Origin of the sequence: Rhizobium mongolense subsp. loessense (assembly GCF_900099775.1) — a bacterium.
GTDB classification, from domain to species: Bacteria; Pseudomonadota; Alphaproteobacteria; order Rhizobiales; family Rhizobiaceae; genus Rhizobium; species Rhizobium loessense.
Genome location: NZ_FMTM01000001.1, coordinates 386628 through 410875, shown reverse-complemented (window position 1 = coordinate 410875; position 24248 = coordinate 386628). Strand labels below are relative to the sequence as shown.

The following is a 24248-nucleotide window of genomic DNA, read 5'->3' as shown; positions in this document are numbered from 1 at the left end:
TTTTGCCATGGACAAGTGAGGGGACGTCACGTCAAATCACCTTCTCCCCGGGGGAGAAGGTGCCAGAAGGGCGGATGAGCGGCGGCTCCTCGAGCCTTACAGTTGGCGACGCACAAGCAGCCAATAGAGCTAGCTCGTTTCCTCCCTCGGCCGCACCATCCAAGCATAGGCAGCACCCGCCAACAGCAGCACGCAGGTGCCGAGAAAGACCGCCCGCATGCCGATATGTCCGCCCACGAAGCCACCGAGCACGGGGCCTGCGACCTGGCCGACATATTGGGTCGAGATGGAGTAGCCGAGTATGCTGCCTGCTGCACTGTCCGGCACGCTGTGGCGGATGACGGCGGTTATGCAGGGCAACAGCCCGCCGAGCGCAATTCCCATCAGGAAGCGAAGCGCAATCAGCTGCCACGAACTGGTGACGAAGGCCTGCGGGATCAGGAGTAGCGCCGCAACAGCAAGCGCACACGCAATCACCGGCCAATGCCCGATCCTGTCGGCGAGCTTGCCGAGGCGCGACGCCGAAAGGATGCTGCCGAGTGCTGTCGCCGACATGACGATGCCGGCGGTCATCGTTACGCGTCCCTGGTCTTCGACCAGTTGCGCCACGTAGACGGTTATGATCGGTTCGATCGACATGTTGGCGAGCATCAAAAGCAGGCCGGTCGCCAGCATCGCGACCACCGGGCGCTTGTCCGGTATCGCGCGCCAGCCGCCGCTTGCCTTCGCCGCTTGTCTGCGGGCAGGGGACTTCTCCTCCTTGATCAGGAAGGTGGTCGCCAGGAAGGCGAAGAAGATGACGCCGCCCGCCGCCAGGAAGGTGCCGCGGATGCCGATGATGGGCGGCAGCGCTCCGCCGATCAGTGGTCCGACGAGATTGCCGGCCATGATGCCCGACGACAGCACGCCGAGTGCCCAGGCCGAGCGGTCCTTCGGCGTCTGCGTCGCGACGAGCACCATGGAGCCCGAGGCGTAGCCGCCTGCAAGTCCGACGAAGAGCCGCAGCGCCACCAGCTGCCAGACATTCTCCGCCATGCCCATCAGCGAGATTGCGATCGTCATGCCGAGGCTGGCGCGCACCAGCATCAGCTTTCGCCCGTAGATATCGCCGAGCCGGCCCCAGAGCGGCGCGACGAGCGCGGCGGCAAAGAAGGTCGCGCCATAGGCGATGCCCGACCACTGCACGATCGCGGCATGCTCGCCGACGCTAAGTTCCGCGACATAGAGCGGCAGGAAGGGGAGCAGCAGTGTCATTGCCACGATGGTGGTGAAGGAGCCGGTCAGGGAAATCGCGAGGTTTCGTTTCCAGTAGGCTGACCCGGCCGCCGCATCTGCCGCGTCCATCTGCGTCTCTGTCATGTCGGGATCTCTACGGGTACCAGTTTGGAAGAAGCGGAAACTTACGCCCCGCCGGCTCCGGTGCCAAGGACGGATCGGGCTTGAATCGTCCGGCAATTTGCATTGCGGCCCACTTCTTGTTATATAACTGATTGCAATTTGCAATCGGATGTCAAAAAGGAGAAGGCGATGGCCGCAACGACCCGTGAAGACACCGTCCGAAGCCTTTACAAAGCCTATGTCGAAGGCCGTAAGGATATCGTCCGCGGCATGCTGAGCCAGGATTTCACCTTCTCGAGCCCGCGTGACGATCATATCGACCGCAACGCCTATTTCGACCGCTGCTGGCCCGAACCGCCGCCCTTTCGCGGCATGGAGATCGAATTCCTGGCGATCGACGGTAACGAGGCCGTCGTCCGCTACCGCGCCCAAAAAGCTGACGGCACCGCCTTCCGCAATATGGAGGCGCTACGCTTCAAGGACGGCAAGCTTGCTTCGGTGGAGGTCTATTTCGGGCGTGAGACTTTCTAATCGCATTTACCTTGGTCAAGGTGGACTGGCCAGTCGGCATGCTCGCCCGTGTTTGCAGAACCGGCAACGCGGCGTAAACTGATTGATTGGATCGGCCCTCAGCGGCAATGTTTTCTCCAGTCCGGTCCGATGCGGGAGCGAGTTGTATCCACGGTCGCAAGATATAGCCGTGATAATCAACTCGTCTGACTGGTAGCGCCGCATTGAGAGCCCGAGCCCCGACCGAGCGCGAAGTGCGGAAGTTTTCTAGCATTGATCGAAGCTCGTTCGACAAACCGCGACCCTTAGAATCTTGGGGCTCGCGCCGAATCGGAAGTGCCGACCGGCGGGGAGCTGATCATGCGCCATTCGTTCCTAGAAAAACCGGATCGCCGACGTCGAGATGATGACGAACGAGACGGCGATCATCAAGGGCCTCACCGGCAGGCGCTTGACGAGCATCGCGCCGAGCGGCGCGGCGATCACGCCGCCAACGATGAGGCCGACAGCCGAACGCAGTTCCGACCAGCCCAGCGTCAGAACGAAGGTAAGCGAGATGGTGAGCGTTACCGCGAATTCCGTAAGGCTGGTAGAGCCGATCACCTTCTTCGGATCGTGCCCGCGACTGACCAGCGTGCTGGTGACGATCGGCCCCCAACCGCCGCCGCCGATCGCGTCGAGCACGCCGCCGCATAGCCCGGCCGGCGGCACGATCCAGTCCTTGACGTCGCGCGGCCAGTGCGGCTGGAATGCCTTGAAGAGGATGACGAGGCCGATGGCGATCAGATAGGCCGAAACGAAGGGCTCGATCGCCTTGCCTTCGACATTGGCGAGGATATAGGCTCCGACCGCCCCGCCGATCATCCCTGCAGGCGCCAGCCGCGCCACGAGTTTCCAGTCGACATTGCGGTGATAGACATGCGATGCGCCTGATGCTGCGGTCGTGAAGATCTCCGCCACATGTGTCATCGCGCTGGCATTGGCAACGGGCACGCCAAGCGCCAGCAGGCTCGTCGTCGAAAGCACCCCGAACGCCATGCCGAGCGCGCCATCGACGATTTGCGCGCAGAAACCGACCAGCACGAAAAAGAAGAAATCAAGCGTCATCAAACTCCCCGAACCGGCGGCTTCGCAAGGCAACACGCAAACGGCGAGAAAAGTTCCTTTCGCAGTGTCCGGCGATCGCTTGCTTCAGGTGCCAAGTTTCGCGCGATAACGCCTTTGGAGCAATGGTAGAATCGTGGGTGGCTGAAGCGGTCGAAGCGTTCATCGAACGCTGGCAGGGCCAGGAAGGCGGCCAGTAGAGCCCTCTTCCTGACGGACCTTTGCGATCCTGGGCCTGCCGCATGCCGATCCCGCCTCCACGACCACCGAAGGCAACGGCAACGGCTTCCAAAGGGCCATGCGCGAAGCCGGCCAGGACGGCACGGTCTTCAGTAGGCGCATCGATCTTTGCAAAGCGCGACTGCTTCATTCTCGAAGCCAAAAGAAGTTCGCCGACCCGCAGGATGCGCCGACGCTGCCGAGCGTCATCGCTTGAGGTCTCTGCCGCAGTTCGCAAAAGCACTTGGCATGGAGCGCGGGCAGCATTGGCTGCAGTTAACCCACGATTTGGTGACCTCAGTCGCTTGATCACCGGTTCATCCCCGAGGGTTCCACCAGATCAAAGCTGCAATAGTTGCAGAAAATAGAAGGATGAGGCTCTCTTCACGCCACAAGATGAATTGCCTTGGCGCACGGATTCGACATTGTGGCAATTTGCTACAATATTTTGGGCTTAACCATATCGCTTAGGCTTTCGTTCATCCTCCCGCATCAGTTTGCGCGCCGGTGGCTGGGAACCAACCATTGAGGATCGGAAGCTATGACCCATGCACTCGTGCTTTTCTCGGCCGTAACCGCGATCGTCGTATCGATATCGGCGATCGGCAGTCAGCCGGCGCCGAACAATTCGAAATGGCCGGAAATCCATCCGGCGAAGACATCGCGCGTTCTCTCCGCGCCTGAGCGTTGATGAACGGGTAGTTCATGATCGGTTCAGGACTGCACGGCTAAATCTCGCTCCGGCTGGATTTATGGAGACTCGCAATGAAGATTATCTCGCTGGCAGCAGCGCTCGTTATCGGAGGCCTTTCGGCAGTTTCGGCCGAAGCGATGCCGATGGCGCCGGCGCGTGCCGATACCGCCGCCCCGTCTGCGATCACGCAAGTCGATTATGCCTGCGGGCCCGGATGGCGCCTGAACCGCTGGGGCGAATGCCGCCCGCGCTTCTACCGTCCACCACCGCCGCGCTACTGGCATCGCCCGCCGCCACGTTGGGGCTGGGGCTGGGAGCGCCCGCACCATCGCCGCGACCGCGACTGGGGCCGCTACGACCGCTATGACCGCTATGACCGCTATGATCGCTACGAGCGCAGCAGCTTTTGAGCGGCGCAGCGATCGGTAAAGGCTGAGACTGACGAAGCCGGGACGAAATGTCGCCCCGGCTTTATTTTGCTTTCCGGGCTGCCACCTTCTCCGGCGTCGTCGCTAGTGCGAATTTCTTGATTTCCTCCGGCGTCAGATAGTAGAGCCGTTCGGGTGGCGTCTCCATCGCATGCAGCCAGAGGCCGGGCTTGATACCCATGTCGCCGAGATGGCGGGTGACGACGGCGGTCGTGCGCTGCGCCTCCGACATGGCGCGCTCCGGCGAAAGCTTCTCCTTCGAGCCGTTGAAGACCTGATGCACGCCGATGACGGCGCCGTCCTCGGCCTCGCGGGTCACACCGCCGGCCATGATGATCGGGCAGGAGGAGGCGCAGAGCGCGCCCCTTGCCACCTTGGTGCCGATCTTCCGTTCGCGAATGAGCTTCGACATCGCAAGCGCATCGCCGACGGCGCCGCCCGGCGAATCCAAAGAAACGGTCTTCACATATTCGCCGCGCGCGGCAATCTCCTGTTCGAAGCGGGCGCCAGCGCCGAGCTCGATTGCCCCCTGCGCCAGAAGAACACCGCCCGGCTGTAGCTCGAAACGGATCGGCTGCTTGAGCAGCTCGATGCTGGTCGTGATCTCGGAAGGTGGCGCCTGCGGTCCACCCTCCGTCAGCGCCGGCGGCAGCACCGGCATGGTCTCCGGCTGTGCCGGATCGAAGCCTGGCAGCTCGGCATTGGCGGCGCTGATCTCGCGCCAGTCGATGACCGCAAGCAAGATCGCTGCGGCAAGCAGGGCGTGGAAGGCGTGCCGTATCAGCGTGCCGTCATTTGTGGAAAGCATGTAATCCTTCAGCCGTTGCCCTGCCGTTTCCAGCATCATGCAGGCGGTCCCTTCCTCGGTCCCTTGCCGGAAAGATCGAAGCTCGCAATGTTCGATTGGTCCAGCGTTTCCGTTTTCTCTGCCTGAGTGAGTGCGGTTTCGAGATCGACGCCGCGCTGCTGGACGGCCCGCTGAACCTCCAGCGCCTGCAGAAGCTCCGCCGCGGTGATCCGCTCAGCAAACGGCAGGCGCTGGTCCTGGCGCCGCAGCGTCGAATGGACGATCGACAGTATGAAGACCAGCACCGCGGGTAGGATATCGATCGAAATTGCGCCGGCCCAGCTTGGGATGAAGTCGGAAGCATAGCGCAACACCGCTTCGGCAGAGGAGAGGGGCACGAACCGCCGCTCGGCGACCGGTTCGCGCGAAAGGATCTGGTCGGCTGCCTGCGACAGCACTTTGGATTGCGCCGCAACCGAGGAACGGATCGTCTCCATAACCTGATCCTGGCGGTTGGCGAGATCAGCCTCGCGGCCGTCGGCGACGGGGGCGATGAAGCCGAGCGAAAGGTCTTCCGCCGCACGCTTCACCGAAGGGGCGATGGAGGTCTGCTCCAGCGAGGTGATGACGCCGGAAAGCCCGACGACTTCGGCGGCGAATTGGTCGGCGCGCGGATCGATCGCGCCGGGGGCCGATACCAGCGTACGCATCGTTTCCAGGTGCTTGCGGCCCTCGTCGAAGAGCGAGGTGACGAGTTCGCGCGAGGCATTGATGCCGTTTTCGAGCTCCGTCAGCTGCGAGGCCATCTGCGAGAGAAGCTGCACGACGCTGCCTGCGCCGGTCGTGCCCGTCAGAGCGCCAGTTTCCCGCTCCTGGTCGGCCAGCCGCTCGAAGCGTTCCTGCGTGCGCTGGATGTCCGGCAGCAGGCTCTGGGCCGCAAGCGCGTTCTGATGCGCCTTGTCGAGGTCGGCGGTGTAATCCTCGAGCGTCTCGGCAAGATGCTGTTCGAGTGCGGCCGATCCTGCAAGGGCCGCTGCATTCAGCCAGCTCGACATGGCGATGATCATCGCGCAGCCGAGCGCCATGACGCCGAGCATCGCGCCGCGTCCTGCCGCACCGGTCACATGCGGATAGAAGCGCGCCATATAGGTCCAGAAGGCATAGATAGCCACCGAGACCGCGCTGGAATAGATGAGGGCGGCGAAGAACACGGCCGTTGCCGAACCGTCGAGGATGCTGCGCACGCCGAGATAGGTGTAGACGCCCGACGCGAGCGCCAGAACGGCGAGCGCGAAACGCGTCATTGTTTCGACGGCGTCGATGCCGTCCTGCAGGCGATGGGATGTGCCGAGCGCCATGGGTTTCCTCCCAGTGGTATCCTCTTAAGAAACCATTAAAATCCCGGCGAAAACAAGGCCCGCAAAAGCAGCGGATCGCTTACGCCGCAGGAGGTATGCCAGGGCAGGCGCCGGACCTTACTCTTCCGGCAGCAGGTTGAGCGTCTGCGTGTCCAGTTCGCTGCCGATTTCCGCGCCTTTCGATTGCTTATCGTAGACACAGATATGGGTGACGAAGCCGTTGGCGCCTTTCGGCCTGCCGGTTACCAGCGCCAGCCCATAATGCGCGCTGCCGATCGGATCGACGACCGCCCTTGCATCCGCGATGGATGCGGCCGCCGCTTGCCTGCACTTGGCCTCCACGTCCGCGGCAAATTCCTTCCATGCCTCGTCGGAGGAGGCGAGTGCACGTCCTGCCGTCATAAAAAGGAGGATCGTTGCGGAAAGGCGGATATTATTCCTCTGCATCTTGGTTCCCTTGGGCGTGGTGTTTGCCGGAAGCGCGGTTATATGCCGATGATGGGCGATTTTTGTCACCGAGGCCAGGCCTGCGGGCGAGGCAAATTTTCCTCGGAGGCGGCCGTTTTTTGATGTTTCCACCGTTGCCTCCCTACGTTTCCGCTCCTATGTTCCGCCTCACCTGCCGATCCCGCAATCTATTGCCAAGAGGAGATCTACAATGGCTTTCGAATTGCCCGCACTCCCGTACGACTACGAAGCTCTCGCACCTTTCATGTCGAAGGAGACGCTGGAGTTCCACCACGACAAGCACCACAAGGCTTACGTCGACAACGGCAACAAGCTGGCGGCTGAAGCAGGCCTGGCCGATCTCTCGCTCGAAGAGGTCGTAAAGAAGTCCTTCGGCACCAATGCCGGCCTGTTCAACAACGCGGCCCAGCACTACAACCACGTCCATTTCTGGAAGTGGATGAAGAAGGGCGGCGGCGGCAACAAGCTGCCGGGCAAACTGGAGGCGGCCTTCAACTCCGACCTAGGCGGCTATGACAAGTTCAAGGCCGATTTCGCCAATGCCGGCGCAACGCAGTTCGGCTCGGGCTGGGCCTGGGTTTCCGTCAAGAACGGCAAGCTCGAAATCTCCAAGACCCCGAACGGTGAAAACCCGCTCGTGCACGGCGCCACCCCGATCCTCGGCGTCGATGTCTGGGAGCATTCCTACTACATTGACTACCGCAACGCCCGCCCGAAGTACCTCGAAGCCTTCATCGACAGCCTGATCAACTGGGACTACGTCCTGGAGCGTTACGAAGCCGCCACCAAGTAAGCGGTCTATCGCGTTGAAATCCAGCACCCGGCGCCTTCAAACGCCGGGTGTTTTCGTTTTCGCTCCGGCCCTGTTATCCGATGCTCTTAAAGCAACCGCCATGCCTTCCTCGGACACTCTCCTTTTCCGCTTCGGCATCATTGCCGACCCGCAATATGCAGCGATCGCGCCGAATGCCGCGATGGACCGCTATTATGCCAACAGCCTCGCGAAGCTCGCCGAAGCGATCGAGGTTTTCAACGGCGAGGAGCTGAGCTTCGTGATGACGCTCGGCGATCTCATCGACGGGATTTGGGAGAGCTTCGACGATATCCTGCCGGTCTACGAAAAGCTCCGCCACGAGAACCTCTTCCTGCTTGGCAATCACGATTTCGCGGTCCCTGCGGAGCATCTTGCCTCTGTTTCCGCACGCGTCGGTCTGCCGTCGCCCTATTACGCCTTCTCGTGCCATGGCTGGCGTTTCGTCGTTTTGAACGGCAACGAAGTCAGCACGTCCGCTCCGCCGGACGGACATCCATACCGCGAACTTGCGGCCGAGCGTCTGGCGGCGCTGGCGGCGACGGGCGCAATCAACGCCCATCGCTGGAATGCATCACTGAGCGACGAGCAGTTCGCATGGCTTGCGGCCGAACTGGATGCGGCAGAAGCCGCCCGCGAGCGCGTAATCGTGATGAACCACTATCCGGTCTATCCGCCGAACGAGCACGACATGTGGGACCGCGAACGCATTATCGATCTCATCTCCGGCCATGACAGCGCCGTTGCCTATTTCTGCGGCCACAACCACGTTGGCAACTACGGCAAGACCGGCGGCTGCCACTTCGTCAATTTCAAGGGCATGGTCGACACCGAAACGGAAAACACCTTCGCCATCATCGAGGTCTTCGAAGACCGCCTCGAAATCCGCGGTTTCGGCCGCGAGGAAAGCCGCACGCTGCTGCTGTAGTGCCGGCAACGGTTATCCGCCCGATGGAAACCGATGCCTCTTCTGAAAAGTTAGGCATGAGACCCTTCAGGAGGCCATACCGATGTTCCAGGCTCTTGAAATACTGACTGTTCTCGTCGTCGCCGTCGCTATGGCATCGGCCCTTGCCCATGCGCTCGAGCTGCCGGGCAAGATGCGGCTGTCGAAGGAGAACTACCTTGCCGTGCAGCCCATCTACTATCCCGGCTTTACCTTCGGCGGTGTCGCCGAGCCGCTCGGCCTGATCATGATCCTGGCGCTGATCGTGCTGACGCCGCCCTTCAGCGGCACCTACTGGCTGACCGCCGGCGCTTTCGTGGCACTGCTCGCCATGCATGCGATCTATTGGATGGTGACGCATCCGGTAAACAATTTCTGGCTTAAGGAAAATCAGCCGGAAGGAGCCAGGAAACGCTTTTTCAGCTTCAGATCCCATGCGGAGGCCGAAGCGCCGGACTGGACCGTCCTGCGCGACCGCTGGGAGCGCTCCCATCTTCTGCGCGCCGTCTTCGGCCTGGTCAGCCTGATCCTGCTCGTTGCCGGCGTCGCAGCCTGACACATCGCAGGGCAGAGCCTTGCCATGTTTCAGCGTTTGGATCAGACGGCAAGCGGTCTTTCCGCCCAGCTGGTCATCCATTCTTCGCGCAACCCGTCGCCTTCGCCCCGGAAGAAGGCGCCGGCCGCTTCGCAATGTTCGACGCGGTCGCTGCGGAAATTACGGATGGCCCGGCGCAGTTCGCACCAGCCGACGATATTGGCGTAGTGTGAATAGTAGATCAGCGCGATCGGGCGGATGGTGCGCTCGGTGGCGCGTCCCAGTTCGTCGCGGTAGTTAAGCGCCAGCTTCTGCTCGTCGCGGATCGCCCGGCGCACCATGCCGAGATCGAAGCCCGCAGGCGGCTGCGCGATGGTGCCCCAGGCAAAGAGCGCCTTGTTCTCCATCGCCTGGCGCAGCGGTACCGGCACTGCGCCTGCGATCTTCTGGTTCACCCGCTTTGCCGCCTGCTTCAGCTCCGCGTCGCCGGTGCGCTCCAAGAGTGCAAGCGACAACACGATCGCCTCCAACTCCTCGATAGAAAACATCAGCGGCGGCAGGTCGAAGCCGGGGCGCATGATATAACCGATGCCGCGACCGCCCTCGATCGGCACGTGCATCGCCTGTAGTGCGGCGATATCGCGATAAATGGAGCGCACCGTCACTTCCAGCGCGTCCGCCATCGCCTGCGCCGTCACCGGTTTCTTTGCCAACCGCACGATCTGGATGATCTCGAAAAGGCGTGACGCCTTGCGCATTTTACCGGTCTCCTCCAAGGCTCCTGACAATACACTGTCAGTTGGGCTTTGGTATAGCACCTCCTATCGAATTGAAATCAAAGGCGGTCCGCCAACATGGCTACCGGCTCGAAGGCAGACAACTGACATGACTTACACGGAAAACCTCTGGCTCTACTTCACCCTTCTCTTCGGCATCATCATCGTGCCGGGCATGGACATGCTCTTCGTGCTCGCCAATTCTCTGACCGGCGGCAGGAGCCGCGGTATGGCGGCAACGGCAGGAATCATGGCGGGTGGCGCGGTGCATTCTCTCTACGGCGCAATCGGCGTTGGCATCCTCGCGAGCCTGCTGCCTTCGCTCTTCAACCCGCTGCTTTTCCTGGGCGCTGCCTACATGATCTGGATCGGCTTCACGCTGATCCGCAGCTCGATTACGGTGGATACGGTCGGCGAGGGGACCCTTCGCTCCGGCTGGCGCGCCTTCCGGCAGGGCGCGATCACCTGCCTCATCAATCCGAAGGCCTACCTCTTCATGCTCGCTGTTTATCCGCAGTTCCTCAAACCCGTCTACGGGCCGATCTGGCTGCAGGGCCTTATCATGGGCGCCATGACGCTCGCGACCCAATTCGCGATCTATGGCGCAGTGGCGCTCACCGCCTCGCGAAGCCGAACGCTGCTGATCTCCAATCCCGGCGCCACCATCATCGTCGGCCGCGCCGCCGGAGCACTGCTGATCGCCGTCTCGCTGCTGACTGCCTGGCATGGCTGGAAGGCGGTGGCAGTGTGAGGGGCAGATAGGTAGCGAGACTTGACCGAGCGCGTCTTATTGCTGTGCCTGTCACGGAAATTCAGCCACGGCGCCGACGCGCCGTGAATGACCCCTCCTTCTCCAACGAGTCTCCCGCGCCATGGAAATGGCGCTGCTGGAACTGGCACAGTGGGATTGCGGGTGGATTACCATTTTGAATTCCTTGTCATATCACCCACTTGTTACTTCGCGCCCGGTATAAATTTGCCATCATGCGGCCGCGAATATCAGGCGCCGGGCTCGGAGAGGCCTCGGTATCGAAGAGGAGTGGACATATGAAATTCAAAACAATTGCGGCGGCTGTGCTCGTTGCCGGCATGGGGGTGACAGCGGTCTTCGCGCAGCAGGAGGGCACGCATGAAGCGCGCGAAGCGCTGATGAAGAAGGTCGGCGGCTCGGCCGGCGCCATGACGGCAATCGCCAAGGGCGAAAAGCCCTATGATGCCGAGGTGGTGAAGGCAGCGCTGACGACGATCTCTGAAACCGCCAAGGTCTTCCCCGACCAGTTCAAGCCGGGCACGGAAACCGGCGACAAGGCGGCGAGCCCGAAGATCTGGGAAAACATGGATGACTTCAAAGCGCGCGCCGCAAAGCTTAGCAGCGACGCCGAGAAGATCCTCGCGCAGCTTCCGGCCGACGCTGCCGGTGTCGGCGGCGCGTTGAAAACGCTCGGCGCCAATTGCGGCGGCTGTCATGAGAATTACCGCATAAAGACGGATTAAGCGGTAGTCGTCCCCCATCCGAATCGCTCCGCGCCCGCCTTGCCGCAGGTGTGGACCGGTTTATCTTAGACCGTTGCAGTCGCTGAAAAGGGGAGCGGCATGGTCCGCAGGTTCATCCGGTTTGTGCTCTGTCTTGTCGGCATTGTCGCCCTCGGCGGTGCGGCCTTCTATTTTGTCACCGCGCCGAATCCGCTGCCGGAAAGTCATTGGGCCAATCTCGGCGCGCCGGATGTGAAGAACGGCGAAACGGTGTTCTGGGCGGGCGGCTGCGTCGGCTGTCATGCCGCTCCCGGTTCCGAAGGCGATGCCAAGCTCACGCTATCCGGCGGTCTTGCGCTGAAGAGTCCCTTCGGCACTTTCCATGTTCCGAATGTCTCGCCGGACGAGAAGGCGGGCATCGGCTCCTGGACGCTTGCCGAATTCGGCAATGCCATGAAGCGCGGCATCGCCCCCGGAGGCCAGCACCTCTATCCGTCCTTCCCCTATGGCTCCTATACGCGCATGAGCGACAAGGACGTCAACGATCTTTTCGGCTACATCAAGACGTTGCCCAAAAGCGACAAAGTCGCGCCGCCGCACCAATTGCCGTTCCCCTATGATATCCGGCTCGCGCTTGGCGGCTGGAAGCTCCTCTATTTCAACGACGCGCCCCGTATCGTGCTCGCCAACGCCGACGACAAGCTGAAGCGCGGCCGGTATCTCGTCGAAGGCCCCGGCCATTGCGGCGAATGCCATACGCCGCGTGACGCGCTCGGCGGCTTCGAGCCGGATATGTGGCTCGCAGGCGCTCCGAATCCGGAAGGCCGTGGTCGTATCCCGAACATCACCCCGGGCTCCAAGGACATCAGTTCCTGGAGCGAGGCCGATATCACCAACTACCTCGAAACCGGCTTCACCCCCGATTTCGACACCGCCGGCGGCTCGATGGCCGAGGTCCAGCGGAGTCTCGCGCATCTGCCGAAAAGCGATCTCGAAGCGATCGCCGCGTATTTGAAGGCGGTGCCGAGCCGATGATGATTGCAATATGACTGTTCCGCGTCGATCCCGAAATCCATGCACGCGCGCCAAAGGCCGCAGAACTTGCGGCAAGAGCCTCAACCAGTGGGCGCAAGAGATACTGTCGGGAGCCGGAAAGCCGGCCGCCTGAGCCTCACGCCGCCTTCGGCTGGTGCTCCGCGCCAAACATTAAAAGATACTGGTCGAGATCCTCATTGCGGAAGTCGAGGGCCCGGTAGATTTCGGCGGCAAAGGTGGTGGGGGCGGAACCGGGGGCGGTGACGAGCATCCCGTCGCGCACCGCCGCCGGCGCGTCCTTGTAATGCGCATGCCCGGAATAGCCGGGCAGGTCGGCGATGAAACGCAAGGCATTGCTGGTATGCGCCGCATTGTTCAGCGCGCCCGCCTTGGCAAGCGCCAGCGTTGCGCCGCAGATCCCCGCAACCAGTTTGCCGCGGGCCAAGAAATCGTCGATGACGGGCTTTAGATCCGGCGCCTTCTCGGTCTCCCAGATCATGCCGCCGCAAAGCACCAGGCCGTCGAAAGCCTCGGCCCGCAGCGTTTCGGCCGCTGTATCGGGCGTCACCCGCAGGCCGCCCATGGACTGCACCTCGGTGCCACCGGGCGCCGCCGTCACCACGTCGAAGCCGAATTCGGTGCGGGCGGAAGCCGTCAGCTGCCCGACCTCCCAGTCCGCGAAAGCCTCCGTCAGAACCACAGCAAGCCGTGTCATGTGTCTCTCCCTCGTTCGTTGGAGCGGCTGGCGCTCAAGCCAGCGCCTGCATATAGCGCATGCCGGTGACCGGGCGAGGGGTGAAGTCCATATGCTGGTAGAAACGATGTGCCTGGATGTTTCCGGTCGCCGCACTCACCGAAAGGTAGTCGCAGCCGGCATTCCTCGCGGTTTCGCGGGCGCGGTTGACGAGGTGCTGGCCGATGCCGTGGCCGCGATGGCCGTCGCGCACGAAGAGGTGGTGCAGGTCCATGCCACGCTTGCCTTCCTGCGCCCTGTAGAGCGGCACCAGGATAGCGTAACCGATCAGCCCGTCGCCGGTTTCGGCCACCAGCGCCGTGATCCACGGAACCGGGCCGAAAAGGTCGCGTTCCAGCTGATCGGGCGTGGCGATCGCCGCATCGCCGTGATGGGCGGCAAGCAGGGCGATCATCTCGTTGATGGCCGGCAGGTCCCGCGGCTTTGCCGTGCGGATCGTCACCACCGGGGGGCGGATCAATGAAATTTCGCTGTCTTCGGTTGCAATCATGGCCTTCGCGTCCTTGTTTGGTATTCTGCCGTCAGGACGCTGCCGATTACAACAAAGCCGCCTGACGGCGGCTTGTTGACAATATGATCTGTCCGGCCGCCCTTTACAGGTACAGCCAAAAATACGTGCTGGTGATGTGCGCGTTGTTGATCATGCGCGATAGATTCTCCAGAACGCGCGATTTGTCAATGGGGCGTCATCAATCGTGCATACTATCTGTTAAGTTGTTTAGCGTGGCGCTGCAGCCTTATGTAGACGATCCGACATTCCAGACGAACGCTTTTATGGAGGGGCATCATGCGTTTCGTTTCCAAGGAAGTTGAAGGATATCGCATTTTTGCGGTCACCGGTGTCAACACCGTCTCATTCGCCGTCGACTACCAAAATGCCGATACGAAAGGCCTGCTCGGTTTCGCGGTCGAGCGTTACGACCCCACCGAAAACCAGCGCTATTTCGTGTATGGCATGAAGGTCTTCGCAAGCGTCATCCCGCAGCCGGACGACAAAACGGTCGTCACGACCTACGATCACCCCGTGCAGAGTTTCGTCTGGGACGACTTCACGGCAAAGCCCGACCGTCGATACGAATATTTCTTCCATCCGCTGAAAGGCAAGCCGAAGAACATCGATCGCAACGCGCCGCTGGTGAAGATCGTGGTCAGGACTGAGCCGCTCTTTACGGAGCTTGAGCACGATATCTTCTTCAACCGCGGGGTTGCCAGCAGCCAGGCCTATCAACGCCGCTTCGGCAACGAAAAGCCTGACGATCTGCAGCCGGCGGAGAAGCGTCTTGAAGCGATGCAGTGGCTGAGCCGCGACCTCGACGAGGCGCTTTTCAGGTTCATCGATCAGGCGCAGGCCGGCGACACCCTCCTCGGATGCTTCTACGAATTCCGTTATCTGCCGGTCGCCGAGCGCCTGAAGGCCGCCATCGATCGTGGCGTCGTGGTAAAGCTCATCCTCGACGCGAAGATCAATGAACACACCGACAGCAAGGGCAAGTTCCATCCGAGCTTTCCGCGCGAGGACAACAAGGCTATGGTCAAGGACGCCGGGCTTCCGGCGACGACGATTGCCCGCTGGCGGGAAAACAATCCGAACAACATCCAGCACAACAAGTTCCTGGTCCTGCTGAAAGGTGCTGCGCAGAAGCCGGCGGAAGTCTGGACAGGCTCGACCAACATGTCGCCGGGCGGCATCCACGGGCAGACGAATGTCGGCCATTGGGTGCGCAATTCGGATGTTGCTGCGGCCTTTGAGGCTTACTGGAAGACGCTCGAAAGCGATCCGGGCGCAGTTGAGGGCGAAAGCAGAGCCTTATCCGATGCCAAGCGCAAGGCCTATCGCGAAGCCGTGATGGGGCTGGCGCCGATTCCGGTGGACTGGGAGAATATTCCGAAAGGCGTATCGAGCGTCTTCAGCCCGCGGTCAGGAAGCAAGGTGCTCGACATGTATGTCGACGCACTCGATTCCTCTACCGATTACGGCGGCATCACGCTTGCGTTCGGCATCGGCAAGAAATTCAAGACGGCGCTGGTCGACAACACGGAAGCAGAGATGCCGCAGCGCCCCGTGATCTTCCTGCTCTTGGAAAAGCAGGACAAGCCCAATCCCCGTGCCAGCGATCCCTTCGTGCCGCTGAATGCGAAACACAACGTCTATCAGGCCTGGGGATCGTTCCTGCGCGATCCGGTCTACCAGTGGACGAGGGAAACCAATGCCCGGGCGCTCGGGCTCAACCAGCATGTGGCTTACGTCCACTCGAAATTTCTGTTGAAGGACCCGCTCGGCGCCGACCCGATCGTCGTGTCCGGTTCGGCGAATTTTTCAGAAGCTTCCACCAACGACAACGACGAGAATATGCTGCTGATCCGCGGCAGCGAACGCGTGGCCGACATCTACTTCACCGAGTTCAACCGGCTCTTCAACCACTATTATTTCCGCTCGATCCAGGAGGTCATGGCCGGGCGGAGCGATGGCCAAGCGAATGCCTCGGCCGACACCAGTGCGAGCCTCTTCCTGGACGAGAGCGAGACCCAGGAGTGGCTGAAGAAATACAAGCCCGGCACGCTGCGCTGGAAGCGCGTGCAGGTGTTCACCAAGATGGCGGGTGCGAAGACGTTGTAGCGTTCCCAAGCCGCGGGCTCATCAAGCCGGTTGATGGGGACGTAAAGAAAACCGCACCCCATCACCCGCCTCGTCCTTCGAGGCTGCGCCCTGCGGGCTTGCATCGGCCCACATCCTGAGATGCCCGAAAACGAAGGCTCAGGGCCCCGAAGGATCACCCCCTCGCCGCCGCCGTGGCGGCATGGATCCGTTGAATGCGTGCCTTTTGCCAGCAGAAAGCCATCCCATACGCTCCGCATTCCTTTCACAAAGGACGGGAATGAGGGCGGGAAGGACGAGGCAGCGCCGGTCAGCAACGCGGTCTTTGCCGTTCCGCACGTCGAACATCACATGGAAACCAAAGATACACTTCCCTTTCGCTGTCGCTGCATATACTATACCCCCCTATACTAAAAATGGCGGAAACCCTTGTCGCACACCAGCCGTCACAGCAAAAAGCTCATCGCCCGCGTCAGCCGCCTCAAGGGCCAGCTGGAAGCCGTCGAGCGCGCTCTGGAGGCCGAGCGCCCCTGTGGTGACATCTTGCAGCTGCTGGCCTCGATCCGCGGCGCGCTGAACGGGTTGACCGGCGAGGTGCTGGAGGATCACCTACACGAGCACGTGCTGCATGCGGCCGACGAGAGGGCCCGCGCCGAGGCGGTCGAGGAAATTTCGCAAGTGCTGCGGACCTATATCCGCTGAAGAGAGCGAAGGAGCGCGCGATGAGTACACAAACGCTGGAGCATGACCATGTCTTCCTGGGTGCCGGCCACCAGCGCAACGAGCGCCGCGTCTGGTTCGTGATCGCGCTGACGGCGGTGATGATGGTCGTGGAAATCGGCGCCGGCACAATATTCGGCTCCATGGCGCTCGTCGCCGACGGATGGCACATGTCGACGCATGCCAGTGCGCTTCTGATCTCCGCCGTTGCCTATCTCTATGCCCGCAAGCAGGCCCGCAATCCGCGCTTTACCTTTGGCACCGGCAAGCTAGGGGATCTGGCGGGTTTCGCAAGCGCCATCATTCTCGCCGTGATCGCACTGCTGATGGCCTGGGAGAGCGTTATGCGCATCGCCAATCCGGTTCCCATCAGCTTCGCCCAGGCGATCGGCGTCGCCGTCATCGGCCTTGCCGTCAATCTCGTCAGCGCCTGGCTGTTGAAGGATAACGGCCATCACCACGGGCACAGCCACCATCATCACCACGGCGGAGCCGTCGACAACAACATACGCGCCGCCTACACCCATGTCCTCGCCGATGCGCTGACCTCCGTACTCGCGATTGCGGCCCTTTCCTTCGGCAGCCTTTACGGCTGGCTCTGGCTCGATCCGCTGATGGGCATCGTCGGCGGCTTCATCATCGCGCAATGGTCCTGGGGCCTGATGAAGTCCTCCGGCCGCGTGCTGCTCGATGCGATCGCAGACGGCGAGGAGCTGCCAGGAGAAATCCGCAAGGTGATCGAAACCGGCAGCGACCGCATCACGGACCTGCATGTCTGGCAGCTTGGCCCCGGCCATCACGCCGCGATCGTCGCCGTCGCGACGTCCGAGCCGCGCGAGCCTGCTTTCTACAAGGCGAAGCTCGAAATCCTGGACGAGCTCTCGCACGTGACCGTCGAGGTCACGCAATTGCAGGCGGCCTGATGACGCCGCAAAGGCGACGACAAGGCGCCACAATCGCGGCATAGCTCTTTGGCTGTTGATTGAGCCGGAGTGATTTCATGAATGATTTTCCAGTCCATCGCCGCACGATCTTGAAGACGGCGATGCTCTTTCCCGCACTTTCCCTTGCCTCGTTCGCCCGCGCCTCTGAAACCGATGACGACATTGAACACCGGTTGGCGGAGCTTGAAAAGCGCACCGGCGGCAGGCTCGGCATTTCCGTCATCGACACCGAAACAAAGGTCACGCTCGGCTATCGCGAGACCGAACGTTTCCCGATGTGTAGCACCTTCAAGGTGCTCGCCTCGGCCATGGTGCTTTCGCGCGTCGACAAGGGCGAGGAGAATCTCGAGCGCCGCGTGATCTATAACCAGGAAAAGCTCGTCTCATATTCGCCGGAAACGGAAAAACACGTCGGCGGGGAGGGGATGAGCGTCGGCGATCTTTGCAAGGCGGCGATTACGCTGAGCGACAATACCGCCGGCAATCTATTGCTTGAAAGCGTCGGAGGCCCGAAAGCGCTCACCAAATGGCTGCGCTCGATCGGCGACCGCGCGACCCGCCTCGATCGCTGGGAGACGGCGCTGAACGAGGGCAAGAAAGGCGATCCGCGCGACACGACGACCCCGGACGCGATGCTCGACACGCTCGGCAACCTCGCGCTCGGCTCGGTGCTGTCGGAGCCTTCACGCGAAAAGCTGATCGAATGGATGCTGGCGAACACCACCGGCGATGCACGTCTTCGCGCCGGTCTGCCGCGAGCGTGGAAGGTGGGCGACAAGACCGGAACAGGCGATAATGGTAGTGCTGCTGACATCGCCATCATCTGGCCGAAGGGCCGCGGCCCAATTCTTGTGACGACCTATATCGCCGAGGCAACGGCGCCGGTGAAGGAGTTGAACCCCGTCTTTGTCGAAGTCGCGAAGATCGTCGCGGGCATGACGGGATAATCAGCAAATTCAAAAGCATGCGGCGGAGATATGATTTTCCGCCGCATCGTCTTGAATCAGTTTGCGAACTTAGGCGGTCTGTTTGCCATGGATGTCGGCCGCCTGAGACCCGGAAACGGTGTTCTCGGTATCGTCTGCGCTGTCGATGCCGGGAAGCTCGCGCTTGATCGTCTCGGCAATCTGCTTTTCGCTTGCGTCGCGTTCCTCAGGCGGCATGGCGGTAAGGTCACTCGCGTATACCGGGTCCCTTGAGACCGCGCTCGCGGATAATTGTGTCCGGTGTCTTGCCGGCTTACCCGTGCAACCCGTCGAACGACTCGGTATGGTGTTTCTTGTCGGCGATATCGGCCTCGGTTTCCTCGGCAGTCGTCGTGTCGATGGAAATGGAAGCCGCCGTATAGCCCAGCTGCAGTCCGCCGCCGCTCTGGTTTGACGCATTGCGCTCCCGTGCGGTTATAGGGACTGAAGGCTTCGAATGCTTCCACCGAATTCCATCAAGAGACACCCTTAAAGACTGCAGCAGACCATGGGCGGAAAAACATGCACAGGGCTTTCATTTCCATTTCAGATTGTGCTGAAGGAGGCGGTGTTGAATTTTGCGGCTTGAAGTGGGAGGTCGCATACCCAGCGGCACCCAACCCCGGTAGTGCCTACGGCAGCGTATAAGCGATCACGTAATCGCCGGGCTTCGTCCCCACCGACCCATGCCCGCCGGCAACCATGACGACATATTGCTTGTTGTCGCTGGCCGTATAAGTCATCGGCGTCGCCTGACCGCCGGCTGGGAGACGCGCTTCCCAGAGCTGGTTGCCGTTGGTGGCGTCGTAGGCGCGCAGGTAGTTGTCGACGGCAGCGCCGAGGAAGGCGACGCCGCCCTTGGTGAGTATCGGCCCGCCGATACCGGGCACGCCAACCTTGAAGGGAAGCGGCAGCGGCGTCATGTCGTGCACGGTGCCGTTTTTGTGCATATAGGCGATCTTGCCGGTCCGGAGATCGACGCCCGCGACATAGCCCCATGGCGGCGCCTGGCAGGGGATTTGGAGCGGGCCGAGGAGCGGTCCCATGAACACGCCGTAAGGTGCCCCGTCATTGCGGTTCAGGCCCTGCTCGCTGCCCTTTTCGTCCTGGCCGCGCGGGGGAATCGCGGCGGCCGGAACGAGCCTCGAGGTGAAGGCCAAATAAGTCGGCATGCCGAACATGATCTGCCGCTCCGGATCGACCGCGACGCTGCCCCAGTTGAAGGTGCCGAAATTGCCCGGATAGACGATCGTTCCCTCCAACGAAGGTGGCGTATAGCGGCCTTCGTATTTGTAGCGGTGAAAGGCGATGCGGCAGGCGAGCTGGTCGATCAGCGTGATCCCCCACATGTCCTTTTCCTTCAGCGGATCGGGCGAGAAGCTGAGGTCGGAGATCGGCTGCGTCGGCGCCGTATGGTCTTCGGGAATCGCGCCGCCGGGCGCCGGGATTTCCTTGAAGGGAATGATCGCCTCGCCGGTGCGCCGGTCGAGTACGTAGATGTCGCCCTGCTTCGTCGGGGCCACGAGAGCCGGAACGACGCTGCCGTCCGGCTTCGTCATGTCGAAGAGCACGGGCTGCGCCGGCACGTCCATATCCCAGAGGTCGTGGTGGACGAACTGCTGCACCCATTTCAGCTGGCCCGTATTGATGTCGAGCGCCACGACGGAGGAGGAGAACTTTTCGACATTGGCGCTGCGGTTCATGCCGAGTTGGTCCGGCACCTGGTTGCCGAGCGGGATATAGACGGAGCCAAGCCCTTCATCGACACTGAAGACGGACCAGCTGTTCGGCGAGTTGGTGACGTAGGTCTGGCCTTCGGGCAGGGGCGCGGTCTGATCCGGGTTGCCAGAATCCCAGTTCCAGAGGAGTACGCCGGTGTTGATGTCGAAGGCGCGGATGACGCCGGATTGCTCCTGGGTCGAATAGTTGTCGTTGACGGCACCGCCGATGATGAGCTTGCCGGCGACCGCGACCGGCGGCGAGGTGGAGTAATAATAGCCGGCCGGGTTGTATTTCATGCCGGTCTCCAGATGCAGAACGCCCTTGTCGGCAAAAGTTTCGCAGATTTTGCCGTCAGCTGCATCGAGCGCAATCAGCCGTGCATCGGACGTCGGCAGATAGACCCGTGCGGCGCAGGGCTGGCCGGCCGCGACGGCCGGATCGGCATAGTAGGTCACCCCGCGGCAGGTCTGGTGCTGCCGGTCCGGGTTCATGCCGGAATTGGCGTCATATTTCCATTTCTCCTTTCCGGTCTTGGCGTCGAGCGCGATCGCCCAGTTGTGCGGTGTGCAAAGATAGAGCGTGTCGCCGACTTTGAGCGGCGTCACCTGATAGGTCGTCTCGCCGATATCGTCGGGCCGCTTCACGTCGCCGGTCTGGTACTCCCAGGCGATCTTTAAATCCTTCACATTGTCCTTGTTGATCTGGTCGAGCGGCGAATAGCGCTGGCCGAAAGGCGTGCGGCCATATTGATGCCACTCGCCGTCCGGCACATTGCCGCCGAAGGGCGGCGCGGCCGCCACGACCTCGCTGGGAAGATCGCCGGCAAGATCATGCGGATCGGTCGTCATCGAAAAACCGGCAACAAGAATGGCGATGATCACCGGCACGGCGAGCGGCCAGGGATTGGCAGGGTAGGGAAGGCCGCTCGGGCTCGAAAACCCGAGCGGCCTTCGGATCCACGGCGTCAATAGCCAAAGCCCGAGCAGAATGATCAAGCCGCCGCGCGGCCCGAGCTGCCACCAGTCGAACCCGACTTCCCACACCGCCCAGATGAGCGCCACGGCAACCAGTATCGCATAGATCCAGAGCGCCATGGCCTTGCGCATAAAAAGCAACGCTGCGGTGATAAGGAACATCAAGCCTGCAAACAAATAGAATACGCTGCCGCCGAGCGTCACGAGCCACAGCCCGCCGCCGCTAAGAACCAGTCCGATGAAAAGAAAAAGGATGGAAGTAATGACGATCGCCATAAAGCCGGTCTCCCGCTAAGGTGAACTTGGCATGGTGGGATGGGGACAATTCCGCCGAATCAGCGACTTAGGGCGAAGGGGCTGTCGTTCAATGGCCACATTTGGCGCAGGGAGGCATGGATGGATGGCCACATCGCCTCGCATGCGACGCTCCTCATAGTCCCCCATCCCCTCGTTCTCCATCATCCTGTGCTTGTCAGAGAGATCGAGCAGCGCCATGTCCCTGGCGCAGGAGCTCCTTCTTGTAAGCGTGTCATTTCACGGCGCAGATGCGCTGTGGCTCGTTCCTTGTGACAAGCATCGAAATGAAAAAAGTGAGGAATGCTCACGTTTCTCAAAAAGGGCCAGTAGCATCCGCTTCTTGGCCTCCCGTGCAGCGTGAAGCAAGCGCAAACCCCTGGCTTCCCGCTCGCAAGAAATACGCAGCCGTGGTATGCAATTGCATCATCGGATACAGGGGACTATGCGATGATTTCTGTTTCCAGGGCGATTGGTGCGGCGGATTTTGAGATTGCCGCGGAATTCTGCGATGCGCTCGCTGAATGGGATGCGGCCGAGGTGCAGGCCTACGGCGTCGCTCCGGAAGAAGTGCTGGCCATATACCACGGCGAAACGAGGACCAGCCTAGCCGCAAAATACAGTTCGGCGGACGCTATGATGTTCATCGCCAGATGGGAGGGCTCGCCGGCGGGATGCCTGGCCTTCGCTCCATTCGATGACGCAACCATGGAGATTCGCAAGTTCTACGTCGATCCCGAATTCCGCGGCAAAGGTATCGGCAGTGCGCTGATGCGAGCGGTCCTGGCTGAAGTCGGAAAAGGCCATCGGCGCACAATCGTGGCCCACACGACGGTCTATATGAACAACGCGATCTCGGTCTACGAAGCCTTCGACTTCACACGCTGCCTGCCGTTCCGCCAGATCCCGGACAGCATCGCTCATACTGAAGTCTTCATGTCGCGGCCGGTCTGAACAGGCGCCGCGCAGGGAAATATCACGTCCCGCAAAACGTCTGTAGCACCCGCTCTTCCGGCTTCGGCGGCTCCATGTAGGCCGCAAACATCGGCTGGTCGTCGTAGGGCTTGGAAAGAACCGTCAGCAGCTGCTCGAAGAGCGAGAAGTCGCCGTCGTCGGTCGCGGCGACGATCGCCTGCTCGATGCGATGATTACGCGGGATGAAGGCCGGATTGACCTTGCGCATTGCCTCCGCGCGTTCGGCCGGTGATTGCGCATCGCGCGACAGCCGCTCGCGCCAGCGTGCCAGCCATTCGCCGCAGGCCTCCGGCTCGCGGAAGCTGGCGGTAAAGGCCGTCTCCGCGGCATCGTCGCCGGCAAGCGCGCAAAGCCGCCGGAAGGTCAGCGTGAAATCCGCCTTTCCGTCCTGCATCAGCGCCAGCAGCGACTGGATCAGGTCCAGATCACCGTCCTCTTCCGAGACGAGCCCAATCTTGCGGCGCATGCCGGAAAGCCAATGCGCCTGGAACCGCTTGCCATAGTCCGTAATGACGTCGTTGGCGCGCTCGACGGCCTTGTCCTGATCCGCATCGATCAGCGGCAGCAGCGTCTCGCCGAGGCGCGCAAGATTCCACTGGCCGATGCCCGGCTGGTTGGCATAGGCATAGCGACCGTGATGGTCGATCGAGGAGAAGACGGTTGCCGGATCATATGCATCCATGAAGGCGCACGGCCCGAAGTCGATCGTCTCGCCGGAGATCGACATGTTGTCGGTATTCATCACGCCGTGGATGAAGCCGACATGCAACCAGCGGGCAATCAGCGCCGCCTGCCGCTCGCAGACCGCTTGGTAGAGCGCAACATATGGGTTTTCGGTAGCCTTCAGGCCTGGATAGTGCCGTTCGATTACATAGTCGGCGAGTGCCTTGATGCCTTCGGCATCGCCGCGGGCCGCGAAGAACTGGAAAGTGCCGACGCGGATATGGCTTCCCGCAACGCGGGTGAAGACCGCACCCGGCAGCACCTCTTCGCGATAGACGGGCTGGCCGGTCGAAACTGCTGCGAGCGCCCGTGTCGCCGGAATACCGAGCGCATACATCGCCTCGCTGACGATATATTCGCGAAGCACCGGCCCGAGTGCTGCACGCCCGTCGCCGCGGCGTGAGAACGGTGTCTGTCCTGCACCCTTCAGCTGGATGTCCTGCCGCTTGCCGTTCCGGTCGATCACCTCGCCGAGCAGGATCGCGCGGCCGTCGCCGAGCAGCGGCACGAAGCCGCCGAACTGGTGTCCGGCATAGGCCATGGCCAGCGGTTCGGCGCCTTCCGGCAGGAGATTGCCGGAAAAGATCGCGGCACCCTCGCGTCGCAGCAAATCCACATCGAGGCCCAGTTCGACGGCGAGTTCCTCGTTCAGCTTGATCAGCCAGGGCTCCGCCGCCTGCGACGGCGCCTGCCGCGCAAAGAAGTGCTGCGGCAACCGCGCATAGCTGTTGTCGAACGGAAAGGCGCGTACGGGCGCAGCTTTTTCAAGAACAGAAGTCATAGGCCATAGGTAGGGCCGCGCCGCTGCGCATGCAAGCCGCACGGCAGCGGACACATCTGCCGCCATCGGTCACCGAGCATGCGCCGGCCCTGGCTTGTCGGTCCCGGTTGGCTGATCGGCGACATGCGCATGATACCCGTTCGGGCCGATGCCGATATCCTGCAACAGGTGACCGTCGAGGCCCTCAAAGGGTATCAGCCCAGCATCGAACAGCTCGAAGGCTTCGTGCTGATGCTTGTGCTTGTGGCTGAAAGCGTAGCGCACTGCTTCTTGGAGCATGTGGCTCGGCCGCCATTGTTGGATCGTAACCATCATTAT

The 24248-nt window shown here is 61.7% G+C and carries 26 protein-coding genes; 14 read left to right on the top strand and 12 right to left on the bottom strand.

Features of this window, described 5'->3' with window-relative positions; all coding sequences use genetic code 11:
- Window positions 1-129 precede the first annotated feature (129 nt).
- Window positions 130-1359: an MFS transporter gene (locus BLP23_RS02100; protein WP_092583335.1), complete on the bottom strand. Its 1230-nt coding sequence runs from the start codon at window positions 1357-1359 to the stop codon at window positions 130-132.
- 168 nt (window positions 1360-1527) lie between these two features.
- Here BLP23_RS02100 and BLP23_RS02095 point away from each other — a divergent pair, with 168 nt between their 5' ends.
- A complete protein-coding gene (locus BLP23_RS02095; RefSeq protein ID WP_092583334.1) occupies window positions 1528-1869 on the top strand; it encodes a nuclear transport factor 2 family protein in 342 nt (113 codons plus the stop codon).
- Between the two features lie 354 nt (window positions 1870-2223).
- Here the strand turns inward: BLP23_RS02095 and BLP23_RS02090 are convergent, their stop codons facing one another.
- Window positions 2224-2955, bottom strand: coding sequence for a sulfite exporter TauE/SafE family protein (locus tag BLP23_RS02090; RefSeq protein WP_092583333.1), 732 nt, complete (start codon window positions 2953-2955; stop codon window positions 2224-2226).
- A 757-nt stretch (window positions 2956-3712) separates the two neighbouring features.
- On the opposite strand from BLP23_RS02090, the gene BLP23_RS33560 reads away from it, so the two are divergent.
- Window positions 3713-3862: a hypothetical protein gene (locus BLP23_RS33560; RefSeq protein WP_166677401.1), complete on the top strand. Its 150-nt coding sequence runs from the start codon at window positions 3713-3715 to the stop codon at window positions 3860-3862.
- Between the two features lie 74 nt (window positions 3863-3936).
- Complete coding sequence (locus BLP23_RS02080; RefSeq protein ID WP_092583331.1) at window positions 3937-4275, top strand: GCG_CRPN prefix-to-repeats domain-containing protein; 339 nt, start codon at window positions 3937-3939, stop codon at window positions 4273-4275.
- A 61-nt stretch (window positions 4276-4336) separates the two neighbouring features.
- Here BLP23_RS02080 and BLP23_RS02075 read toward each other — a convergent pair whose 3' ends face one another.
- The 3 genes from BLP23_RS02075 to BLP23_RS02065 all read right to left on the bottom strand — a co-directional run bounded on the left by BLP23_RS02075 (window position 4337) and on the right by BLP23_RS02065 (window position 6885).
- Window positions 4337-5140, bottom strand: coding sequence for a COG3904 family protein (locus tag BLP23_RS02075; RefSeq protein WP_092583330.1), 804 nt, complete (start codon window positions 5138-5140; stop codon window positions 4337-4339).
- Window positions 5137-6438 carry a hypothetical protein gene (locus BLP23_RS02070; protein ID WP_139187024.1) on the bottom strand — a complete coding sequence of 434 codons (1302 nt, stop codon included), beginning with the start codon at window positions 6436-6438 and terminating at the stop codon, window positions 5137-5139. Before BLP23_RS02070 ends, BLP23_RS02075 begins: the two co-directional genes overlap by 4 nt.
- A 117-nt stretch (window positions 6439-6555) precedes the next feature.
- Window positions 6556-6885, bottom strand: a complete 330-nt coding sequence (locus tag BLP23_RS02065; RefSeq protein ID WP_028739543.1) for a hypothetical protein — start codon at window positions 6883-6885, stop codon at window positions 6556-6558.
- A gap of 211 nt (window positions 6886-7096) precedes the next feature.
- Between BLP23_RS02065 and BLP23_RS02060 the strand changes: the two genes are divergently transcribed.
- The 3 genes from BLP23_RS02060 (at window position 7097) to BLP23_RS02050 (ending at window position 9219) form a co-directional block, all read left to right on the top strand.
- On the top strand, window positions 7097-7699 hold the full coding sequence (locus BLP23_RS02060) for a superoxide dismutase (protein ID WP_022714481.1): 603 nt from the start codon (window positions 7097-7099) through the stop codon (window positions 7697-7699).
- Between the two features lie 100 nt (window positions 7700-7799).
- Window positions 7800-8645: a metallophosphoesterase gene (locus BLP23_RS02055; protein ID WP_092584228.1), complete on the top strand. Its 846-nt coding sequence runs from the start codon at window positions 7800-7802 to the stop codon at window positions 8643-8645.
- A gap of 82 nt (window positions 8646-8727) precedes the next feature.
- Complete coding sequence (locus tag BLP23_RS02050; RefSeq protein WP_092583329.1) at window positions 8728-9219, top strand: anthrone oxygenase family protein; 492 nt, start codon at window positions 8728-8730, stop codon at window positions 9217-9219.
- A gap of 41 nt (window positions 9220-9260) precedes the next feature.
- Here BLP23_RS02050 and BLP23_RS02045 read toward each other — a convergent pair whose 3' ends face one another.
- Window positions 9261-9956 (bottom strand): helix-turn-helix transcriptional regulator, encoded by a 696-nt coding sequence (locus BLP23_RS02045; protein ID WP_092583328.1) that lies wholly within the window; start codon window positions 9954-9956, stop codon window positions 9261-9263.
- Between the two features lie 127 nt (window positions 9957-10083).
- Between BLP23_RS02045 and BLP23_RS02040 the strand changes: the two genes are divergently transcribed.
- From BLP23_RS02040 to BLP23_RS02030, 3 genes are all read left to right on the top strand, one after another.
- Window positions 10084-10725: a LysE family translocator gene (locus tag BLP23_RS02040; protein ID WP_092583327.1), complete on the top strand. Its 642-nt coding sequence runs from the start codon at window positions 10084-10086 to the stop codon at window positions 10723-10725.
- A gap of 296 nt (window positions 10726-11021) precedes the next feature.
- Window positions 11022-11468 carry a c-type cytochrome gene (locus BLP23_RS02035; protein WP_092583326.1) on the top strand — a complete coding sequence of 149 codons (447 nt, stop codon included), beginning with the start codon at window positions 11022-11024 and terminating at the stop codon, window positions 11466-11468.
- 99 nt (window positions 11469-11567) lie between these two features.
- Window positions 11568-12482: a cytochrome c gene (locus BLP23_RS02030; protein WP_092583325.1), complete on the top strand. Its 915-nt coding sequence runs from the start codon at window positions 11568-11570 to the stop codon at window positions 12480-12482.
- Between the two features lie 136 nt (window positions 12483-12618).
- On the opposite strand, the gene BLP23_RS02025 is transcribed toward BLP23_RS02030, so the two are convergent.
- Both BLP23_RS02025 and BLP23_RS02020 read right to left on the bottom strand, forming a co-directional pair.
- Window positions 12619-13197, bottom strand: coding sequence for a type 1 glutamine amidotransferase family protein (locus tag BLP23_RS02025; RefSeq protein ID WP_092583324.1), 579 nt, complete (start codon window positions 13195-13197; stop codon window positions 12619-12621).
- 34 nt (window positions 13198-13231) lie between these two features.
- The gene (locus tag BLP23_RS02020) at window positions 13232-13726 is read right to left on the bottom strand and encodes a GNAT family N-acetyltransferase (RefSeq protein WP_092583323.1); all 495 of its coding nucleotides are present in this window, start codon (window positions 13724-13726) and stop codon (window positions 13232-13234) included.
- Window positions 13727-14023: 297 nt separating this feature from the next.
- On the opposite strand from BLP23_RS02020, the gene BLP23_RS02015 reads away from it, so the two are divergent.
- From BLP23_RS02015 to bla, 4 genes are all read left to right on the top strand, one after another.
- Window positions 14024-15853, top strand: coding sequence for a phospholipase D-like domain-containing protein (locus BLP23_RS02015; protein WP_092583322.1), 1830 nt, complete (start codon window positions 14024-14026; stop codon window positions 15851-15853).
- A gap of 408 nt (window positions 15854-16261) precedes the next feature.
- Window positions 16262-16534 (top strand): Ni(II)/Co(II)-sensing transcriptional repressor DmeR, encoded by a 273-nt coding sequence (gene dmeR, locus BLP23_RS02010; RefSeq protein ID WP_092583321.1) that lies wholly within the window; start codon window positions 16262-16264, stop codon window positions 16532-16534.
- Between the two features lie 20 nt (window positions 16535-16554).
- Window positions 16555-17475 (top strand): CDF family Co(II)/Ni(II) efflux transporter DmeF, encoded by a 921-nt coding sequence (dmeF, locus tag BLP23_RS02005; RefSeq protein ID WP_092583320.1) that lies wholly within the window; start codon window positions 16555-16557, stop codon window positions 17473-17475.
- A 77-nt stretch (window positions 17476-17552) separates the two neighbouring features.
- Window positions 17553-18443, top strand: a complete 891-nt coding sequence (bla, locus tag BLP23_RS02000; RefSeq protein ID WP_092583319.1) for a class A beta-lactamase — start codon at window positions 17553-17555, stop codon at window positions 18441-18443.
- Window positions 18444-18512: 69 nt separating this feature from the next.
- Here bla and BLP23_RS33555 read toward each other — a convergent pair whose 3' ends face one another.
- Both BLP23_RS33555 and BLP23_RS01990 read right to left on the bottom strand, forming a co-directional pair.
- Complete coding sequence (locus BLP23_RS33555) at window positions 18513-18659, bottom strand: hypothetical protein (RefSeq protein WP_167363819.1); 147 nt, start codon at window positions 18657-18659, stop codon at window positions 18513-18515.
- 434 nt (window positions 18660-19093) lie between these two features.
- A complete protein-coding gene (locus tag BLP23_RS01990; RefSeq protein ID WP_092583317.1) occupies window positions 19094-21433 on the bottom strand; it encodes a glucose/quinate/shikimate family membrane-bound PQQ-dependent dehydrogenase in 2340 nt (779 codons plus the stop codon).
- Between the two features lie 468 nt (window positions 21434-21901).
- Here BLP23_RS01990 and BLP23_RS01985 point away from each other — a divergent pair, with 468 nt between their 5' ends.
- Entirely contained in the window at window positions 21902-22405 is a 504-nt protein-coding gene (locus tag BLP23_RS01985; protein ID WP_092583316.1) for a GNAT family N-acetyltransferase, read from the top strand.
- 22 nt (window positions 22406-22427) lie between these two features.
- Here BLP23_RS01985 and BLP23_RS01980 read toward each other — a convergent pair whose 3' ends face one another.
- Window positions 22428-23930: a protein adenylyltransferase SelO gene (locus tag BLP23_RS01980; protein WP_092584227.1), complete on the bottom strand. Its 1503-nt coding sequence runs from the start codon at window positions 23928-23930 to the stop codon at window positions 22428-22430.
- A 69-nt stretch (window positions 23931-23999) separates the two neighbouring features.
- On the bottom strand, window positions 24000-24245 hold the full coding sequence (locus tag BLP23_RS01975) for a hypothetical protein (protein WP_092583315.1): 246 nt from the start codon (window positions 24243-24245) through the stop codon (window positions 24000-24002).
- Window positions 24246-24248: the final 3 nt, after the last annotated feature.

What these genes read in the sequence shown, in the direction of transcription:
- BLP23_RS02090 (WP_092583333.1), bottom strand. Translation starts at nt 2,955, where the DNA reads ATGACGCTTGATTTCTTCTTTTTCGTGCTGGTCGGTTTCTGCGCGCAA.
- BLP23_RS33555 (WP_167363819.1), bottom strand. Translation starts at nt 18,659, where the DNA reads ATGCCGCCTGAGGAACGCGACGCAAGCGAAAAGCAGATTGCCGAGACG.
- BLP23_RS02075 (WP_092583330.1), bottom strand. Translation starts at nt 5,140, where the DNA reads ATGATGCTGGAAACGGCAGGGCAACGGCTGAAGGATTACATGCTTTCC.
- BLP23_RS02095 (WP_092583334.1), top strand. Translation starts at nt 1,528, where the DNA reads ATGGCCGCAACGACCCGTGAAGACACCGTCCGAAGCCTTTACAAAGCC.
- BLP23_RS01975 (WP_092583315.1), bottom strand. Translation starts at nt 24,245, where the DNA reads ATGATGGTTACGATCCAACAATGGCGGCCGAGCCACATGCTCCAAGAA.
- BLP23_RS02035 (WP_092583326.1), top strand. Translation starts at nt 11,022, where the DNA reads ATGAAATTCAAAACAATTGCGGCGGCTGTGCTCGTTGCCGGCATGGGG.
- BLP23_RS02025 (WP_092583324.1), bottom strand. Translation starts at nt 13,197, where the DNA reads ATGACACGGCTTGCTGTGGTTCTGACGGAGGCTTTCGCGGACTGGGAG.
- BLP23_RS02060 (WP_022714481.1), top strand. Translation starts at nt 7,097, where the DNA reads ATGGCTTTCGAATTGCCCGCACTCCCGTACGACTACGAAGCTCTCGCA.
- BLP23_RS01990 (WP_092583317.1), bottom strand. Translation starts at nt 21,433, where the DNA reads ATGGCGATCGTCATTACTTCCATCCTTTTTCTTTTCATCGGACTGGTT.
- BLP23_RS02030 (WP_092583325.1), top strand. Translation starts at nt 11,568, where the DNA reads ATGGTCCGCAGGTTCATCCGGTTTGTGCTCTGTCTTGTCGGCATTGTC.
- BLP23_RS02040 (WP_092583327.1), top strand. Translation starts at nt 10,084, where the DNA reads ATGACTTACACGGAAAACCTCTGGCTCTACTTCACCCTTCTCTTCGGC.
- BLP23_RS02045 (WP_092583328.1), bottom strand. Translation starts at nt 9,956, where the DNA reads ATGCGCAAGGCGTCACGCCTTTTCGAGATCATCCAGATCGTGCGGTTG.
- BLP23_RS01985 (WP_092583316.1), top strand. Translation starts at nt 21,902, where the DNA reads ATGATTTCTGTTTCCAGGGCGATTGGTGCGGCGGATTTTGAGATTGCC.
- BLP23_RS02015 (WP_092583322.1), top strand. Translation starts at nt 14,024, where the DNA reads ATGCGTTTCGTTTCCAAGGAAGTTGAAGGATATCGCATTTTTGCGGTC.
- BLP23_RS02100 (WP_092583335.1), bottom strand. Translation starts at nt 1,359, where the DNA reads ATGACAGAGACGCAGATGGACGCGGCAGATGCGGCGGCCGGGTCAGCC.
- BLP23_RS01980 (WP_092584227.1), bottom strand. Translation starts at nt 23,930, where the DNA reads ATGACTTCTGTTCTTGAAAAAGCTGCGCCCGTACGCGCCTTTCCGTTC.
- dmeF (WP_092583320.1), top strand. Translation starts at nt 16,555, where the DNA reads ATGAGTACACAAACGCTGGAGCATGACCATGTCTTCCTGGGTGCCGGC.
- BLP23_RS02065 (WP_028739543.1), bottom strand. Translation starts at nt 6,885, where the DNA reads ATGCAGAGGAATAATATCCGCCTTTCCGCAACGATCCTCCTTTTTATG.
- BLP23_RS33560 (WP_166677401.1), top strand. Translation starts at nt 3,713, where the DNA reads ATGACCCATGCACTCGTGCTTTTCTCGGCCGTAACCGCGATCGTCGTA.
- BLP23_RS02055 (WP_092584228.1), top strand. Translation starts at nt 7,800, where the DNA reads ATGCCTTCCTCGGACACTCTCCTTTTCCGCTTCGGCATCATTGCCGAC.
- BLP23_RS02070 (WP_139187024.1), bottom strand. Translation starts at nt 6,438, where the DNA reads ATGGCGCTCGGCACATCCCATCGCCTGCAGGACGGCATCGACGCCGTC.
- BLP23_RS02050 (WP_092583329.1), top strand. Translation starts at nt 8,728, where the DNA reads ATGTTCCAGGCTCTTGAAATACTGACTGTTCTCGTCGTCGCCGTCGCT.
- bla (WP_092583319.1), top strand. Translation starts at nt 17,553, where the DNA reads ATGAATGATTTTCCAGTCCATCGCCGCACGATCTTGAAGACGGCGATG.
- BLP23_RS02080 (WP_092583331.1), top strand. Translation starts at nt 3,937, where the DNA reads ATGAAGATTATCTCGCTGGCAGCAGCGCTCGTTATCGGAGGCCTTTCG.
- BLP23_RS02020 (WP_092583323.1), bottom strand. Translation starts at nt 13,726, where the DNA reads ATGATTGCAACCGAAGACAGCGAAATTTCATTGATCCGCCCCCCGGTG.